General features: G+C 65.8%; 13 protein-coding genes. 9 read left to right on the top strand and 4 right to left on the bottom strand.

What is annotated here, in order from left to right:
• Positions 1-39: 39 nt before the first annotated feature.
• Together choW and choV are read left to right on the top strand one after the other, a co-directional pair.
• A complete protein-coding gene (gene choW, locus GJV37_RS20995) occupies positions 40-879 on the top strand; it encodes a choline ABC transporter permease subunit (RefSeq protein WP_193452918.1) in 840 nt (279 codons plus the stop codon).
• 5 nt (positions 880-884) lie between these two features.
• Positions 885-2,063 carry a choline ABC transporter ATP-binding protein gene (gene choV / locus GJV37_RS21000; protein ID WP_024766699.1) on the top strand — a complete coding sequence of 393 codons (1,179 nt, stop codon included), beginning with the start codon at positions 885-887 and terminating at the stop codon, positions 2,061-2,063.
• Between the two features lie 421 nt (positions 2,064-2,484).
• Here choV and GJV37_RS21005 read toward each other — a convergent pair whose 3' ends face one another.
• The 4 genes from GJV37_RS21005 to GJV37_RS21020 all read right to left on the bottom strand — a co-directional run bounded on the left by GJV37_RS21005 (position 2,485) and on the right by GJV37_RS21020 (position 7,385).
• Positions 2,485-3,495, bottom strand: a complete 1,011-nt coding sequence (locus GJV37_RS21005) for an alpha/beta fold hydrolase (protein WP_193452919.1) — start codon at positions 3,493-3,495, stop codon at positions 2,485-2,487.
• A 219-nt stretch (positions 3,496-3,714) separates the two neighbouring features.
• Positions 3,715-4,584 (bottom strand): helix-turn-helix transcriptional regulator, encoded by an 870-nt coding sequence (locus GJV37_RS21010; protein WP_024766701.1) that lies wholly within the window; start codon positions 4,582-4,584, stop codon positions 3,715-3,717.
• A gap of 53 nt (positions 4,585-4,637) precedes the next feature.
• Positions 4,638-6,056 (bottom strand): aminotransferase, encoded by a 1,419-nt coding sequence (locus GJV37_RS21015; protein ID WP_193452920.1) that lies wholly within the window; start codon positions 6,054-6,056, stop codon positions 4,638-4,640.
• A gap of 225 nt (positions 6,057-6,281) precedes the next feature.
• Positions 6,282-7,385 (bottom strand): polyamine ABC transporter substrate-binding protein, encoded by a 1,104-nt coding sequence (locus GJV37_RS21020; protein WP_024766703.1) that lies wholly within the window; start codon positions 7,383-7,385, stop codon positions 6,282-6,284.
• Between the two features lie 157 nt (positions 7,386-7,542).
• Between GJV37_RS21020 and GJV37_RS21025 the strand changes: the two genes are divergently transcribed.
• The 7 genes from GJV37_RS21025 to GJV37_RS21055 all read left to right on the top strand — a co-directional run bounded on the left by GJV37_RS21025 (position 7,543) and on the right by GJV37_RS21055 (position 16,276).
• Positions 7,543-8,190 (top strand): TetR family transcriptional regulator C-terminal domain-containing protein, encoded by a 648-nt coding sequence (locus GJV37_RS21025; protein WP_037013083.1) that lies wholly within the window; start codon positions 7,543-7,545, stop codon positions 8,188-8,190.
• A 110-nt stretch (positions 8,191-8,300) separates the two neighbouring features.
• A complete protein-coding gene (locus GJV37_RS21030; protein ID WP_128082582.1) occupies positions 8,301-9,047 on the top strand; it encodes a response regulator in 747 nt (248 codons plus the stop codon).
• 3 nt (positions 9,048-9,050) lie between these two features.
• Positions 9,051-9,836, top strand: a complete 786-nt coding sequence (locus GJV37_RS21035) for a substrate-binding periplasmic protein (RefSeq protein WP_084359829.1) — start codon at positions 9,051-9,053, stop codon at positions 9,834-9,836.
• Positions 9,833-12,076 carry an ATP-binding protein gene (locus tag GJV37_RS21040; protein ID WP_170858198.1) on the top strand — a complete coding sequence of 748 codons (2,244 nt, stop codon included), beginning with the start codon at positions 9,833-9,835 and terminating at the stop codon, positions 12,074-12,076. Before GJV37_RS21035 ends, GJV37_RS21040 begins: the two co-directional genes overlap by 4 nt.
• A gap of 414 nt (positions 12,077-12,490) precedes the next feature.
• Entirely contained in the window at positions 12,491-13,918 is a 1,428-nt protein-coding gene (locus GJV37_RS21045) for an amino acid permease (protein WP_193452921.1), read from the top strand.
• Between the two features lie 391 nt (positions 13,919-14,309).
• Complete coding sequence (locus GJV37_RS21050) at positions 14,310-15,098, top strand: enoyl-CoA hydratase/isomerase family protein (protein WP_170858200.1); 789 nt, start codon at positions 14,310-14,312, stop codon at positions 15,096-15,098.
• A gap of 17 nt (positions 15,099-15,115) precedes the next feature.
• The gene (locus tag GJV37_RS21055) at positions 15,116-16,276 is read left to right on the top strand and encodes an acyl-CoA dehydrogenase family protein (RefSeq protein WP_193452922.1); all 1,161 of its coding nucleotides are present in this window, start codon (positions 15,116-15,118) and stop codon (positions 16,274-16,276) included.
• Positions 16,277-16,286 lie beyond the last annotated feature (10 nt).

Below are 16,286 nucleotides of genomic sequence, written 5' to 3' on the forward strand. Positions count from 1 at the left end.
CCGTTGGCCGATTCCCTAAGCTTCTGATGGGCCCGCATTATGTTTCTGACTGACCACAAGCTACCGCTGGGTGAGCATATCGCCGCCTTCGTCGACTGGCTCACGCAACATGGCGCGTCGGTGTTCGACAAGATTTCCGACACCCTCGAGTTCCTCATCCACGGCGTCACCAACAGCCTGCTCTGGTTCAACCCGCTGGTGCTGATCGCGCTGATGGTCTTCCTGGTGTTCTACATCCAGCGCAGCTGGGGCCTTGCGGTATTCGCCCTGGCCTCGCTGCTGCTGATCCTCAACCTGGGATACTGGCAGGAGACCATGGAGACCCTGGCGCAGGTGATCTTCGCCACGGTGGTGTGTATCGCCATCGGGGTGCCGCTGGGCATCCTGGCGGCGCACAAGCCCTGGTTCTACACCGGGCTCAGGCCACTGCTGGACCTGATGCAGACGGTACCCACCTTCGTCTACCTGATCCCCACCCTGACCCTGTTCGGCCTGGGTGTGGTTCCGGGCCTGATCTCCACGGTGATCTTCGCCATCGCCGCGCCCATCCGCCTGACCTGCCTGGGCATCCAGGACGTGCCGGCGGAACTGATGGACGCCGGCAAGGCCTTCGGCTGCTCGCGCTGGCAACTGCTGACGCGCATCGAGCTGCCGCACGCCATGCCGAGCATCGGCGCGGGGATCACCCAATGCATCATGTTGTCGCTGTCGATGGTGGTTATCGCCGCGCTGGTGGGTGCTGATGGCCTCGGCAAGCCGGTGGTCAATGCGCTCAACACCGCGGACATTTCCCTCGGCTTCGAGGCCGGTCTGGCCATCGTCCTGCTCGCCATCCTGCTCGACCGGGTGTGCAAGCAACGTTCGCTGCGGGGGAGGTAAGCACTATGTCGGCGATTCGATTCGAACATGTGGATGTGATTTTCGGCACCCACACCAAGGAAGCGCTCAAGCTGCTGGACCAGGGCCTGGGCCGCGAGGAAATCCTCAAGCGCACCGGCCAGGTACTGGGCGTGGAGGATGCCTGCCTGGACGTCAATCGCGGCGAGATCTGCGTGATGATGGGGCTCTCGGGCTCGGGCAAGTCCAGCCTGCTGCGCTGCATCAACGGCCTCAACCGGGTCAGCCGCGGCAAGCTGCTGATCGAGCACGAGGGCCAGCAGGTGGATATCGCCAACTGCTCGCCGGCGACGCTCAAGACCATGCGCACCAAGCGCATCGCCATGGTGTTCCAGAAGTTCGCGCTGATGCCCTGGCTGACCGTGGCCGAGAACATCGGCTTCGGCCTGGAGATGCAGGGCCGCCCGGCCAGCGAGCGGAAGAAGGTGATCGACGAGAAGCTGGAGCTGGTCGGCCTGTCGCAGTGGCGCGACAAGCGCCCGGACTCGCTCTCCGGCGGCATGCAGCAGCGCGTCGGCCTGGCCCGTGCGCTGGCCATGGATGGCGACATCCTGCTGATGGACGAACCCTTCTCCGCGCTGGACCCGCTGATCCGCCAGCAATTGCAGGACGAACTGCTGGTGCTGCAACGGCAGTTGCACAAGACCATCGTCTTCGTCAGCCATGACCTGGACGAGGCGCTGAAGATCGGTACGCGCATCGCGATCATGAAGGACGGCCGCATCATCCAGCACGGCAAGCCCGAGGAAATCGTGCTCAGCCCCGCGGACGACTACGTGCGTACCTTCGTCGCCCACACCAATCCGCTCAATGTGCTCTGTGGTTCGAGCCTGATGCGTGGCCTGGACCAGTGCCGCCGCCAGGCCGACGAGGTGTGCTTCGACCAGGGCCGCGACTGCTGGCTGGGCCTGACCGAGACAAACCAGATCAAGACCGCGCGCCAGGGCAGCAACATCATCGACCTGCAGCAATGGCGCCCGGGCGACCCGGTGGAGAAGCTCAAGCACGAGCCGACCCTGGTGGACGTCAACATCCGCATGCGCGACGCGCTGCAGATTCGCTACCAGACCGGCCACAAGCTGGTACTGCAGGAGCAGAGCCGCGTGGTCGGCGTGCTCGGCGATAGCGAGCTGTACCACGCGTTGCTGGGCAAGAACCTGGGCTGATTCTTTCGGCTGAATGAAAACGCCGGCTCCCTGCGAGGGGAGCCGGCGTTTTTGTTGGCGCTGTCGACGGTATTCGCCTGTAGGAGCGAGGGGGACGCCCAGTCCTTGCTCGCGAACGGATTACCCGGCGGCGCTGGCGCTGGGCGGTTCGCGAGCAAGCTCGCTCCTACAACTTGTGCCCGGTGCCTCGGCAGGCCCTCACCCTAACCCTCTCCCAGGGGGAGAGGGGACTGTCCTCTGCGCTCGGGAAGCTTGGAGCTTTCCGGCTATCTTCGTTACCGATCCAGTACACCGAACGGCTCCCTCTCCCTTTGGGAGAGGGTTGGGGGGAGGGGCTCTCCCCGTACCGGAGCTTCAGGGGAACGTGGGAGCGGACTCTGTTCGCGATAGCCCCACGCCGGCACAGACCACGGAAGGAGCATCAGTGCTTCAGATCAGCCAACCCCTTGAGCAGCGCCTCGTGGAAGCGCTTCGGGTCCTGGATCTGCGGCGCGTGGCCCATGTCGTCGAACTCCACCAGGGTGGCGTTGGGGATCGCCTTGGCGGTCGCCTTGCCCAGTTCGGCGTAGTTGCCCAGCTTCGGCTTGAGCTCGGCCGGAGCGATGTCCTTGCCGATGGCGGTGTTGTCCTTGGTGCCGATCAGCAGCAGGGTCGGCATCTTCAGCTGGCCGAATTCGTAGACCACCGGCTGGGTGAAGATCATGTCGTAGAGCAGCGCCGAGTTCCATGCCACGCGCTCGTGGCCGGCGCCGTTGAACAGGCCGGCGAGCATGTTCACCCACTTGTCGTACTCCGGCTTCCACTGGCCGGCGTAGTAGGTCGCCTGCTCGTACTGGCGGATGCTGTCGGCGCTGGTCTTCAGCTCGCGCTCGTACCACTGGTCCGGCGTGCGGTAGGGCACGCCCAGGGCTTTCCAGTCTTCCAGGCCGATGGGGTTGACCATGGCCAGCTGCTCCACCTGCTGCGGGTACATCAGCGCGTAGCGGGCGGCGAGCATGCCGCCGGTGGAGTGGCCCAGCAGGGTGATCTTGCCGATTTTCAGGTGGTCCAGCAGCGCGTGGGTGTTGGTCGCCAGCTGCTGGAAGCTGTACTGGTAGCGCTCGGGCTTGGTGGATTTGCAGAAGCCGATCTGGTCCGGCGCCACCACGCGGTAGCCGGCGTCGCTCAGCGCGGCGATGGTGGTTTCCCAGGTACCGGCGCAGAAATTCTTGCCGTGCAGCAGCACCACGGTGCGGCCGTTGGGCTGTTTCTTCGGCTTCACGTCGATATAGGCCATGTGCATGTGGTGGCCCTGGGACGCGAAGCTGTAATGGCCGACCGGGTAGGCGTAGTTGAAACGCTCCAGTTCCGGGCCATAGGTGGGTTTGGATTCGGCGGCGTGCAGCGGCAGGGCGGCGGCCAACAGCAAGGCGGGAAGCCAGCGGCGGGGCATCGGGAAGCTCTCCTGGTGGTGGGGCACGGGTCAGACAGCGGGAAAGGCCATAGGTTGGCAGATTTCCGGGCGGGATGCCGCATCGGCGGGTAATGCGAGAAGCGCTTTTTTGTAGGAGCGAGCTTGCTCGCCAACCGGGTGGGTGCGGCCTAGGCGTTCGCGAGCAAGGGCTAGGCTCCCCCCTCGCTCCTACAGGTTTGGGCCAGCGCCGAAGTGGCGTCAGGCCGCGGTGGCGCCGCCGGTCAGCCAGTCGATGAACAGCGAGAACAGTTCCGCCTGGGAGTTGATCTCCAGCTTGGTGTAGAGGTGCTTGCGGTGCATGCGCACGGTTTCCGGTGAGATATCCAGCACCCGCGCGCTGGATTTCACCGAGTGGCCGCGCAGTAGCAGGTGGGCGATTTCCCGTTCGCGCTCGGTCAGCCGGTCGGCGCCGAAGTTCATGAAGGCGGCGCGGATATGCCGGTTCAGCGGCGCCTGCTCGTCCGGGTCGCTGACACTCACACCGCGCCCGGCCAGCAGCAGGTCCAGCCCGCCGTTGCGCTCGAACTGGCGGATCAGTTCGCGCACCAGCGGCAGGACGGTAGCCAGCAGGTCCAGCTGGGTTTCGCTGAAGCGCGCGCCACTCCTGCCCTGGTACAGGCACAGCGAGACCTTGCGCGACTCGCCCAGGTCGATGATGAAGTGGCAGTCCTCGGTGCAGCCGAACTTGAGGTAGTAGGTCTTGTAGTACTCGCTGGCGAAGAAATCGTCCGGGGCGATATCGGCCAGTGGGTAGAAGCCTTCGGTGAGGCCGTCTTCCATGGCCAGGCAGAAGGGGTCGAGCAGGTAGCCGCGGGCGTAGTAGCGATCGATCAGCGCCTCGTGGTGCTCCGGGTCGATGCCGCGCTGGTATAGCGGTTGCGGCGGCTGGCCACGCTGTTCCAGGCCGAGCATCACCGACTCCAGTGGTACCAGGCAGCCCAGGGCGTCGGCCAGGCGTTCGACGAAGACGACCTCGCCGACACTGGCCATGACGCGCGCCAGCCCCGCATGCCAGGCATGCAGGGCCAGTGCATCGGACGTTTCGCTCAGTGCCTGAGATTCGCTCATGCCCGCCAGCATAAAGGGCTGCCGGGGTGTAGGCAAAATCCTCGGATCGATCATCAGTGCCCCGCGTAATCACCGCTGCGCTGGAGGTCAGCGGCGGCCTCCAGGATCGATTCGCGCAGGGTGTCGACGATCTCGTCGACCTGCGCGCGGGTGATGGTCAGCGGCGGCGACATCACGTTCAGATGCACGATGGGCCGCACCAGCAGGCCCTTGGCCTGGGCGCGCAGGTGGATCTTCTCGCCGATGTTCAGCTCCTCGGGGAAGAGCACCTTGCTGCGCTTGTCGGCGACGAACTCGACGCAGGCCATCAGCTTCTGGCAACGCACGCTGCCCACCAGCGGCAGGTCGGCCAGTTCCTGCAGACGCTGCTCCAGGTAGCCGCCGACGTCCTTCACGTGCTCCAGCAGATTTTCACGCTCGATGATCTCGATGTTCTTCAGCGCCGAGACGCAGCTCACCGGGTGCCCGCTGTAGGTGAAGCCGTGGGCGAAGCAGCGGCCCTTGTCGGCCTCGCCGATCACCTTCCAGATGCGCTCGGAGAAGATGCACGCGCCCAGCGGCAGGTAGCCGGAGGTCAGGCCCTTGGCGGTGGTGATGATATCCGGCTGCATGCCGAACACGTCCTCGGAGGCGAAGAAGGCGCCCAGGCGGCCGAAGGAGGTCACCACTTCGTCAGCGACGTAGAGCACGTCGTACTTCTGGCATACCTGCCACATGCGCTGGTGGTAGCCCTTGGGCGGGATGATCACGCCGCCCGAGCCCATGATCGGCTCGGCGAAGAAGGCGGCGACCTTGTCTTCACCCAGTTCCAGGATCTTGTCTTCGAATTCCTTCACCAGGAATTCGAGGAAGTCCCCTTCGGTCATCCCTTCCGGCGCGCGGTAGGGGTTGGGGCAGGAAATGTGGTGGATGACGTCCTTGAGGAAGTCGAACTCGGCGGGGTGGTCGGCGACCTTGCCGCCCAGCGACATGGTGAGGAAGGTCGAGCCGTGGTAAGCGTTGACGCGGCTGATGATGTGCTTCTTGTCATGCTTGCCGCGGCAGTTCTGGTAGTACTGGATCAGCCGGTAGGCGGTGTCCACGGCGGTGGAGCCGCCGGTGGTGAGGAACACGTGGTCCAGGTCGCCAGGGGCGAGCTGCGCGAGTTTTTCGCAGAGCTGGATGGCGGTGACGTTGGCCATGTCGCAGAACGGGTTGGAGTAGGCCAGCTGGCGCACCTGCTCGGCGATGGCGTCGGCCATTTCCGCGCGGCCCAGGCCGATGTTGGTGCACCACATGCCGCCTACGGCATCCAGGTAGCGATTGCCCTTGGTGTCGTAGATGTACGCGCCCTCGCCGGCGGCGATGTTCAGCGCACCGTTGACCCGGTGATCGTCGAACACGTGGTAGCCGTGCATGTAGTGGGCTTTGTCGGCGGCGACCAGCTGCTCGTCGTTGAACTGGGCGAAGAAGGCTGGGGTGGTGGTGGTCATTGTCTGTACCTCGAAATTACGGTTCGTCGTGCGAGTCCTTGCCCTCTCCCTGACCCTCCCCCTGAAGGGAGAGGGGACCGTTCGGAGTACTCGGTGACTACGACGGTCATTGCGGGCACGCAGTCAGCGACATCACAGGAAGACGACTTCCTTGAACGTGGCTGCGGGCTGCCCCCTCTCCCTTCAGGGAGAGGGCTGGGGAGAGGGGGCTGTGGTCTTGCGCTATCAGGTCCCGGTCTTCACCGCGTTCCAGGTACGGGTGATCAGGCGGGTGGCCTTGGGGGTCTGCACTTTCTGGGTGAACAGGCGGGCGCGGGTCTCGGCGTCGGGGTAGATCGCCGGGTCGTTGCGCACTTCGGCGGCCAGCAGCGGGGTAGCGGCGGCGTTGCTGGAGGCGTAGCGGATGTAGTCGGCGACACCGGCAGCGACCTTGGGCTGCAGCATGTACTCGATGAACTTGTGGGCGTTTTCCACGTGGGGCGCGTCGGCCGGGATGTAGAAGTCGTCGAACCAGATCAGCGAGCCTTCCTTGGGCACGAAGTAGCCCAGCTTGACCTTGGCGCCGGCTTCGTCGGCGCGGGCCTGGGCGGTGGCGTAGTCGCCGGACCAGGTCATCGCCATGCACTGGTCGCCGTTGGCCAGGCCGTTGAGGTAGCTGGTGGAGTCGAACTTGCGGATATACGGGCGGATCGATTGCAGCAGGTCCTGGGCGGCCTTCAGATCCTCGGGCAGCGCGCTGTTGGGGTCGCGCTTGAGGTAGGCCAGGGCCAGCGGGATCACGTCGGTGGGGGAATCGATGATGGTCACCCCGCAATCGGCGAATTTCGACACGATCTTCGGATCGAACAGCATCGCCAGCGAGCCGATGGGCGCATCGGGCATGCGCTGCTTGATCTTGTCGATGTTGTAGGTGATGCCGTTGCTGCCCCAGGTGTAGGGCGCCGAGTACTTCACGCCCGGATCGTAGTGGTCCAGGTGCTTGAGCACGTCGGGGTCGAGGTTGTTCCAGCTGGGCAGCTTGGACTTGTCCAGCGGCTGGAACACGCCCGCTTTCAGCAGCGGCGGCACCAGGGCGGCGTTGAGCACCACCAGGTCGTAGCCCGAGCGGCCGGGCAGCAACTTGCCCTGCACGGTCTCGTAGGAATCGAAGGTGTCGTAGACCACCTTGATCCCGGTTTCCTTCTCGAAGTCGGCGACGGTGTGCTCGCCGATGTAGTCGGTCCAGTTGTACAGCCGCAGCGTCTTCGCGCCGGCGGCATCCTCCCCGTGACCCAGTGCCGGCAAGGTCGCCAGCGCCGCGCTGAGTACTGCTGCGAGCGTTTTCTGCATGTCAGTCCCACCTTTGATTTTGTTATGGATTGGAGATATCGCGGATGAAGCCACTCTCGACCAGGGGCACAACCCGGACCATTCCCCGAACGGGTAGGTACTGGCGCCTAATCGAACAATCGTTCAGATTGGCCACCTGACACTTTAGGAGCCAGGCATGAACGAGGAAGTCCGCTTTACCCGACTGGAGCCGGAGCAGCGCAAGGCGCTGCTGATCGAGGCGACCCTCGCGTGCCTGAAGCGCCATGGCTTCCAGGGGGCTTCCATTCGCAAGATCTGCGCCGAAGCCGGCGTCTCGGTGGGGCTGATCAACCACCACTATTCGGGCAAGGACGAACTGGTGGCCGAGGCCTACCTGACCGTCACCGGGCGCGTGATGCAGTTGCTGCGCGAAGCCATCGCCGAGGCGGCGCCGGATGCACGCGCTCGGCTGTCGGCGTTCTTCCGGGCGTCGTTCTGTGCCGAACTGCTCGACCCGCAACTGCTGGATGCCTGGCTCGCGTTCTGGGGCGCGGTGAAGACCGCCGAAGCCATCAACCAGGCGCATGACCATTCCTACGGTGAGTACCGCACCTTGCTGGCGCAGGCGCTGAAGGATCTGGCGCAGGAACAGGCATGGTCCGATTTCGACGCCGACCTCGCCGCCATTGCCCTCAGCGCCTTGCTCGATGGCTTGTGGCTGGAATCCGGGCTGAACCCCAATACCTTCACCCCGGAACAGGGCGTGCAGATCTGCGAGGCCTGGGTAGACGGCCTCCAGCATGGCGGCCGGCAGCGTTTCAGCCGGTCGCCGGCGGCCTGTTGATCGATTGTTCAGCGAGCGGTAACCTGCGGCCATCTGCAGGACAGCTCCTACAGCTCTACCTCCACGTATAACAAGAATTGCCCCGCCACGAGCGGTGGCGTCAGCAGGGTATTGCGATGACTTCCCGTGTACTGATCGTCGACGACGATCCGGTGGTTCGCGAGCTCCTCCAGGCCTACCTGGGCGAGGAGGGCTATGACGTGCTCTGTGCCGGCACCGCCGAACAGGCCGAGGCGAGCCTGGCCGAAGCCGAACAGGGCGGGCAGCCCATCGACCTGGTGATGCTCGACATCCGTTTGCCCGGCAAGGACGGCCTGACCCTGACCCGCGAGCTGCGCGTGCGCTCGGAGGTCGGCATCATCCTGATCACCGGCCGCAACGACGACATCGACCGCATCGTCGGCCTGGAGTGCGGCGCCGATGACTACGTGATCAAGCCGCTCAACCCCCGCGAGCTGGTCTCCCGCGCCAAGAACCTGATCCGCCGCGTGCGCCACGCGCGCCAGCCCGCTGCCGCCTGCACGCCAGTCAGTCGTCAGCACCACAAGCGCTTCGCCCAGTGGACCCTGGACCCGGACCGCCGCCGCCTGATCGACCGCGATGGCAGCGAAACCCCGCTGACCCACGGCGAGTTCCAGCTGCTCGGCGTGTTCCTGCGCAACACTGGCCATACCCTCAGCCGCGACCAGTTGATGGACCAGATCCGCAACCGCGAATGGCTGCCCAACGACCGCTCCATCGACGTGCTGGTCGGCCGCCTGCGCCGCAAGCTGCGCGACGACCCGGCCGAGCCGGAGCTGATCATCACCATCCACGGCGCCGGCTACCTGTTCACCGCCACGCCTGCCGACGCCTGAGACATGCGCTGGCTGTTCCTGCTGTGCCTGGCGCTATCTCTGCCGACTGCGGACGGTGTTGCTGGCGCCGCCCAACCCGTCCGCTATTGCGACTACCCCGTCTATCCGCCCATCTCCTGGAGCGACGGCCACGAAGTGCGCGGCCTGGCGCCGCAAACCGTGCGCAGCGTGCTTGGCGAACTGGGCTACGAGGTGAAGACCGTGGTGCTGGGCAACTGGAAGCGCTGCCTGCTGGACGCCGCCGAAGGCCGCGTCGACGTGGTGCTCGCCTACCAGACCCCGCAGCGCGACGACGGCCTGCTGTTCTCCCGCGTGCCGGTGCTGCGCGAGGAAGTGGCGATCTTCTACAACCGCCGCAAGCCGGTGCGTTTCGACCAGTTGAGCGATCTGGCGAATTACCGCGGCGGGCTGCTCTTCGGCGAGAGCTACGGACCTGAGTTCGACCGTTTCGTCGCCGAGCACGGCAACGTCGAATGGGTCTCCGACAGCCGCCAGAACTTCGGCAAGCTGATCCGCCAGCGCATCGATTTCATCGCCCATGAGCGGCGCACCGGCACCCTGTTCGCCGAGCAACTGGCCGGCGGGCAGGACATCGCCGCGCTGCCCCGGCCGCTCACCGTGGATTACCTGCGCATCGCCGTCTCGCGCCATTCGCCGCTGGCCGCGCGGATGGACGAGATCGACGCCGCGCTGAAGCGGCGCGTGGACGACGGCAGCATCGCCCGCTGGCTGGACGAGAGCGAGCGCGGTTACCGCGCCATGCTCGCCGGCGACGGGGTGCCGCGTTGAAGCTGCCCGGCGGCCTGGCCCGGCGCCTGCTGCTGCGGGTGCTGCTGTTCAGCCTGTGCTTCACCGTGCTGGCCAGCGCCGTGCAGCTGTACTTCGAGTACCGCCGCGAGATGCGCGACATCGATGCGCGCCTGGAGCTGATCCGCGTCGGCTACCTCGCCAGCTTCGAGCGCAGCCTGTGGGACCTCAACCAGGAGCAGCTCAACGTGCAGTTGCACGGCCTGGCCGACTTCCCCGACATCGCCCAGGTGCGCCTGCGCAGCGCCGACTTCAACCTGGTGCAGGACGCCGACGACACACGTGGGCCGTTCCGTACCGAGCGCTACGCCCTGGCCTTCCAGCCGCCGGACGGCGAGCGCCGCGACCTGGGCGAGCTGGAAGTCAGCATCGACCTGGGCGCTGTCTACCTGCGCCTGCTCCACGGCGGGCTGACCAGCCTGTTGTGGATGGGCGTGTTCCTCTGCGGCCTGGCGGTGGCACTGAGCTGGCTGTTCCACAGCCTGGTTACCCGCCACCTGCGCGCCATGGCCGAATTCGTCCGCGGGCTCACTGGCGGCAACCTGGGCACCGAGCTGGCGCTGGCTAAAAAACGCTCAGGCGAAGAAGACGAGATCGACACCGTCGCCGATGCCCTCGACGGTTTGCGCCGGGCCCTGCGTGCCGAGTTGCGGCGCCGCGAGGCTGACCGCGAAGCGCTGCAGAGCAAGCGTGACGAATTGCAGCGGCGGGTCGAGCGGCGCACCGCCAGCCTGCGCCGCGCCAAGGAGGAGGCCGAGGCCGCCAACCGCGCCAAGAGCCGCTTCCTTGCCACCATGAGCCACGAGATCCGCACACCGCTCAACGGCATCCTCGGCATGGCCGAACTGCTGCGCGCCGCGCCCCTGGGGGAGCAGGACCGGCGCCGGCTTCAAGCGTTATCCACAGCAGGCGAAGGACTGCTGGCGATCCTCAACGAGGTGCTGCACTTCGCCAAGCTGGAGGACGGCGCCAGCCAGCCGGAGCCGGTGGACTTCTCCCTGCGGCGCCTGCTGGACGACGTGGTGACCCTGCTGGAGCCATGCGCCGACGACAACGGCACTTGCCTGCGCCTGCGTATCGAACCCCAGGTACAGGACGGTTGCCGGGGCGCCGAGCAGTTCCTGCGCCAGGTGCTGAGTAACCTGCTGGCCAATGCGCTGAAGTTCACCGAGGAGGGTGAGGTGCTGCTGGAGGTCGCTGTGCTGGAGACCGGCGACGCCGGCCAGCGGCTGCGCTTCACGGTGACCGACGACGGTATCGGCATCTCCGCCGAGCAGCAGGAAAAGATCTTCCAGCGCTTCACCCAGGCCAGCGACGAGGTAGCGCGGCGCTACGGTGGCACCGGGCTGGGGCTGGCGATCAGCAAGCGGCTGGTGGAAGCCATGGGCGGCGAGATTGGCGTGGAAAGCCTGGAAGGCGAGGGCAGCACCTTCTGGTTCGACATCGTCCTGGCGCCGGGCGTGGTCCCGCGCTCCAGCGTGGCCGACGAACAGGCGCCAGCGCTGGACGTGCTGGTGGTGGAGGACGTCGCCCTCAACCGCGAGGTCGCCCAGGCCCTGCTGGAGCGCGACGGTCACCGCGTGCAACTCGCCGAGGACGCGGCGCCGGCGCTGGCGCTTACCGCTGCACGGCGCTTCGATCTGATCCTGCTGGACATGCACCTGCCGGGGATGAACGGCCTCGACCTGTGCCGGGCGATCCGCACGCAGTCCAGCGGACTCAACGCGACCACACCGATCCACGCCTTCACCGCCAGCGTGCAGCCGGGCATGGTCCGGCGCTATTTCGAGGCTGGCATGCAGGGTGTGCTGGGCAAGCCGCTGCGCCTGGACGACCTGCGCCGTGCGCTGTCCGGCGTGACCTGGGAGCTGTTGCCGGAGGCTGTGGATAACGGCCCGCTGGATCGGCAGGTCCTAGAGACCCATCGTCGTTTGCTGGGCGAGCACAAACTGAACGAGCTGCTCGCCAGCCTGTGGAAGCTGCTCGATGAGCAATGGCCGCTGCTGCTGGATGCGCTGCGCCAGGATGACGCCGTCGAAGCCGCGAGCCTTGCGCATCGGCTGGCCGGGAGCTGCCGGTCCATGGGGTTGCGCGGGTTGGGGGATTGCCTGGGTGAGCTGGAGGAGGCGGCGTTGGCGGGGGCTTTGCTCGGTGATTGGCTGGAGCGGCTGGAGCGGGAGAGGGTGGTTGCTTCTGAGCTTTTTAAGAGCATCCGGGCGTAGTTTCGGCGCGGGCGGACGGCCCTCACCCCAGCCCTCTCCCAGGTGGAGAGGGGGCCGTTCGGCGTAGTTGGCGCGTTCGGCATTCGCCGGCGAGCACCAATTTTGCAGCTTGCCCAGGACAGTCCCCTCTCCCTTTGGGAGAGGGCCAGGGTGAGGGGATCGCCCCAGCGTCTTGCCAGCCAGGGAGCGCTCTTACAAAAGAAACCCGCTGAAAGCCCAGCCCCACGCGCCCCGCACAAAATCCTTACATCTTTCTACAACTTCGATCCGTAGGAACAACGGGGTCTTACATCGCCTTCCAATAATCCGGTGGCATCCGTGCCCGAGCCACGGCCTCTGATTGATTGGAGATAACAATAATGATCCAACGTAGAGTTCCGCTCCGTCGCGCCCGCCGTTTCCCGGAGGTGCGCCATGTCTGAGTCCCATCACGCCCGTAGCGGCGAGAAGATCCAGCTCACCCGCGCGCTCAAGAGCCGCCACATCTTCATGCTGTCCCTCGGCGGCGTGATCGGTACCGGCCTGTTCATGGGCTCGGGCGTCACCATCAGCTCGGGCGGCCCGATGGGCGCCATCCTCGCTTACCTGGTTGCGGGCCTGCTGATGTACCTGGTGATGGTCTGCCTGGGCGAGCTGTCGGTGCAGATGCCCGTCTCCGGCTCCTTCCAGGCCCACGCCACGCGCTTCATCGGCCCGGCCACCGGGTTCATGATCGGCTGGGTCTACTGGATGAGCTGGGCCTCCACCGTCGGCCTGGAATTCACCGCCGCCGGCATGCTGATGACCCGCTGGTTCCCCGACGTGCCGATCTGGCTGTGGTCGGGCTTCTTCGTGGTCGTGCTGTTCTCCCTCAACGCTCTGGCCACCCGTGCCTTCGGCGAGGCGGAATACTGGTTCTCCGGAATCAAGGTCGCCGCCATTCTCGGCTTCATCGTGGTCGGCCTGCTGGTGATCTTCGGCGCCATTCCGCTGAACAGCGGCGAGGCCGCGCCGGGGCTGTCCAACCTGGTCGGCGACGGCCTGTTCCCCAACGGCCTGTCCGCCGTGTTCGCGGTGATGATGACGGTGGTCTACGCCTTCCAGGGCTGCGAGATCATGGGCGTCGCCGCCGGCGAGACCGACCAGCCGGAAAAGAGCATCCCGCGCGCCGTGCGCAACGTGGTGTTCCGCGTGCTGATCTTCTACGTGCTGGCGATTGCCGTGCTGTCCTGCATCGTGCCGTGGAAGCAGGCTGGGCTGATGGAAAGCCCCTTCGTGCAGGTGTTCGACAGGGTCGGCATTCCCTACGCCGCCGACCTGATGAACTTCGTGATTCTCACCGCGATCCTCTCGGTGGGTAACTCCGGCCTCTACGCGTCGACCCGCATCCTCTGGGCCATGTCCAAGACCGGCATGGCGCCGCGCAAGCTGTCCAAGCTCAGTGCCCGTGGCGTGCCGCTCTACGCGTTGCTGATCAGCCTCGGCTTCGCCCTGCTGTCGCTGCTCACCAGCGTGGTCGCCGCCGACACCCTGTTCATGGTGCTGATGGCGGTGAGCGGAATGGCCGGCACCGTCACCTGGATCGTCATCGCCTACGCCCAGTACCGCTTCCGCCGCGAGCACATGGCCAAGGGCGGCACCGTGGCCGACCTGAAATACGCAGCGCCGCTGTTCCCGCTGATCCCGCTGGCGTGCATCGCGATCTGCTGCTCGCTGTTCGTGTTCCTCGCCCTGGACCCGACCCAGCGCCCGTCGCTGTACTGGGGCTTCGGCTTCATGGGCGCGTGCTATCTCGCCTACTACCTGCTCAGGCGCAAGCGTGGCCAGGTGTTGAGCGAGGAGGCGCTGCCGAGTATCGGTTGAGTCTTCCTGCATCGGAAAAGCCCCGCCTCGCGGGGCTTTTTCTTTGGCTCTTTGTAGGAGCGAGCTTGCTCGCGAACCCGCCCAACGCCGGAACCGCCGGAAAATCTGTTCGCGAGCAAGCTCGCTCCTACAAGGATTCCACCGCTCCCGGAGGCGCAGGAGCGGACTCTGTCCGCGAAGGCCCGCAGGGCCGTTTGTTCGAAGTTGTAACAAGCTCTCGGAGAAAACCCTGTGGAAACCCCTCAGCCCCCGCGTCGCGCGGCCTTCCCGCCGTTCGACGGCACGTTACAAGCCCCCCATTCGGGTGGATTGCGAGCTTGCTGAACACTTGTTTAGTATTGCCTCCAACGCTTCATCCGCCTCAGCCAACGACTACAAGAACGAGGGCAGCATGACTCAGCCATCCCCGCTCAGCCGGGTCCAGGACGGTATCGCCTGGATCACCCTGAACCGCCCCGAGCAGCGCAACGCGCTCGACGTCCCCACGCTCAAGAACCTGCTGGCCCTGCTCGACGCTTATGAAGTCGACGAGGCCGCGCGCGTCATCGTGCTCAGCGGTGAAGGCCGCAGCTTCTGCGCCGGCGCCGACCTTGCCGAATGGGCCGAGGCCGAAGCCCGTGGCGAGCTGGAAACCTACGGCTGGACCGAAACCGCCCACGCCCTGATGCGCCGCCTGCACAGCCTGGACAAGCCGACCATCGCCGCCGTCAACGGCACCGCCGTCGGCGCCGGGATGGACCTGACCCTGTGCTGCGATTTCCGCATCGCCGGCGCCTCCGCCCGCTTCAAGGCCGGCTACACCGGCATGGCCTACTGCCCGGACGCAGGCGCCAGCTGGCACCTGCCGCGCCTGATCGGCAGCGAAGCGGCCAAGCGCCTGCTGTTCCTCGATGAACTGTGGAACGCCGAGCGCGCGCTGAACGCCGGCCTGGTGGGCGAAGTGGTCGCTGACGATCAATTGCAGGCTCAGGTCGGCGAATTCGCCGCACGCCTGGCCGCTGGTCCGACCTACGCCTTCGGCCACACCAAGCGCCTGATCCGTGAAGGCGCCAGCCGCACCCTGGCCCAGCAGCTGGAAGCCGAACAGGCCGCCGGCTTGCTCTGCGGTCGCAGCGAAGACGCCGCCGAGGCGCTGCGCGCCGTGGCCGAAAAACGCTCCCCCCAATTCAAAGGCCGCTGACGGCTGCAGGTGATGTGATGGATTTCCAACTGACCCAGGAACAGGAAATGCTCGTCGAGGCGGTCAAGGCTTTCGTCGAGAAAGAACTGCTGCCGTACGAAGAAGAAGTGGACCGCGCCGACGCAGTGTCCCCGGAGCTGGCCGCGAAGATTCGTGGCAAAGCCCTGGCGGCCGGCTTCTATGCCTTCAACATGCCCGAGGAAGCGGGCGGCGGCGGCCTGGATTACCTGTCCCAGGCGCTGGTCGAGCGCGAGCTGTCCAAGGTCTCCTGGGCGCTGCACGTGTTCGTTGCGCGGCCCTCGAAGATCCTCATGGCCTGCAAGGGCGAGCAGATCCAGAACTACCTGCTGCCAGTGGTGCAGGGCGAGAAGATCGACTGCTTCGCCCTCACCGAGCCGGGCGCCGGTTCCGACGCCAACTCGATCAAGACCCGCGCCGTGCGTGACGGCGAGGACTTCGTGATCAACGGCTCCAAGCACTTCATCAGCCACGCCGGCCACGCCGACTTCGCCATTGTTTTCGCGGTGACCGACACCTTCGAGCGCAACGGCAAGAAGCGCAACGCCGTGACCGCCTTCCTGGTGGACAAGGGCACTGCCGGCATGACCGTGCGCCGCGGCCCGAAATGCGTGAGCAACAAGGGCTACCACACCTACGAAATCTTCTTCGACGACTGCTGCGTGCCGGCCTCCCAGGTCCTCGGCGAAGTCGACAAGGGCTGGGAAGTGGCCAACGCCTGGCTCACCGCTGGCCGTGTGATGGTTGCCGCCAACTGCGTCGGCCAGGCCCAGCGCGCGCTGGACCTGGCGCTGCAATGGTCCGCAGACCGCAAGCAATTCGGTGCGGCCATCGGCAGCTACCAGGGCATCTCCTTCAAGCTTGCCGACATGGCCACGCAGATTCGCGCCGCCGAACTGATGACCCTGCACACCGCCTGGAAGATGGACCGCGGGACCATGACCGACGGCGAAGCCGGCATGGCCAAGCTGTTCGCCAGCGAAGTGCTGGGCAAGGTCGCCGACGAGACCGTGCAGATCTTCGGCGGCATGGGCCTGATGGACGAAGGCCCGGTGGAACGCATCTGGCGCAATGCGCGCATCGAGCGCATCTGGGAAGGCACCTCGGAAATCCAGCGCCACATCATTTCCCGCGAACTGCTGCGTCCGCTGCTGCGCTGAGGCCCGTGTC

The sequence above is a fragment of the Pseudomonas nitroreducens genome (genome assembly GCF_010994165.1).
Taxonomy (GTDB): Bacteria; Pseudomonadota; Gammaproteobacteria; order Pseudomonadales; family Pseudomonadaceae; genus Pseudomonas; species Pseudomonas nitroreducens.

Coding starts and splice junctions, on each gene's coding strand:
- choW (WP_193452918.1), top strand. CDS start 40: ATGTTTCTGACTGACCACAAGCTACCGCTGGGTGAGCATATCGCCGCC.
- choV (WP_024766699.1), top strand. CDS start 885: ATGTCGGCGATTCGATTCGAACATGTGGATGTGATTTTCGGCACCCAC.
- GJV37_RS21005 (WP_193452919.1), bottom strand. CDS start 3,495: ATGCCCCGCCGCTGGCTTCCCGCCTTGCTGTTGGCCGCCGCCCTGCCG.
- GJV37_RS21010 (WP_024766701.1), bottom strand. CDS start 4,584: ATGAGCGAATCTCAGGCACTGAGCGAAACGTCCGATGCACTGGCCCTG.
- GJV37_RS21015 (WP_193452920.1), bottom strand. CDS start 6,056: ATGACCACCACCACCCCAGCCTTCTTCGCCCAGTTCAACGACGAGCAG.
- GJV37_RS21020 (WP_024766703.1), bottom strand. CDS start 7,385: ATGCAGAAAACGCTCGCAGCAGTACTCAGCGCGGCGCTGGCGACCTTG.
- GJV37_RS21025 (WP_037013083.1), top strand. CDS start 7,543: ATGAACGAGGAAGTCCGCTTTACCCGACTGGAGCCGGAGCAGCGCAAG.
- GJV37_RS21035 (WP_084359829.1), top strand. CDS start 9,051: ATGCGCTGGCTGTTCCTGCTGTGCCTGGCGCTATCTCTGCCGACTGCG.
- GJV37_RS21045 (WP_193452921.1), top strand. CDS start 12,491: ATGTCTGAGTCCCATCACGCCCGTAGCGGCGAGAAGATCCAGCTCACC.
- GJV37_RS21050 (WP_170858200.1), top strand. CDS start 14,310: ATGACTCAGCCATCCCCGCTCAGCCGGGTCCAGGACGGTATCGCCTGG.
- GJV37_RS21055 (WP_193452922.1), top strand. CDS start 15,116: ATGGATTTCCAACTGACCCAGGAACAGGAAATGCTCGTCGAGGCGGTC.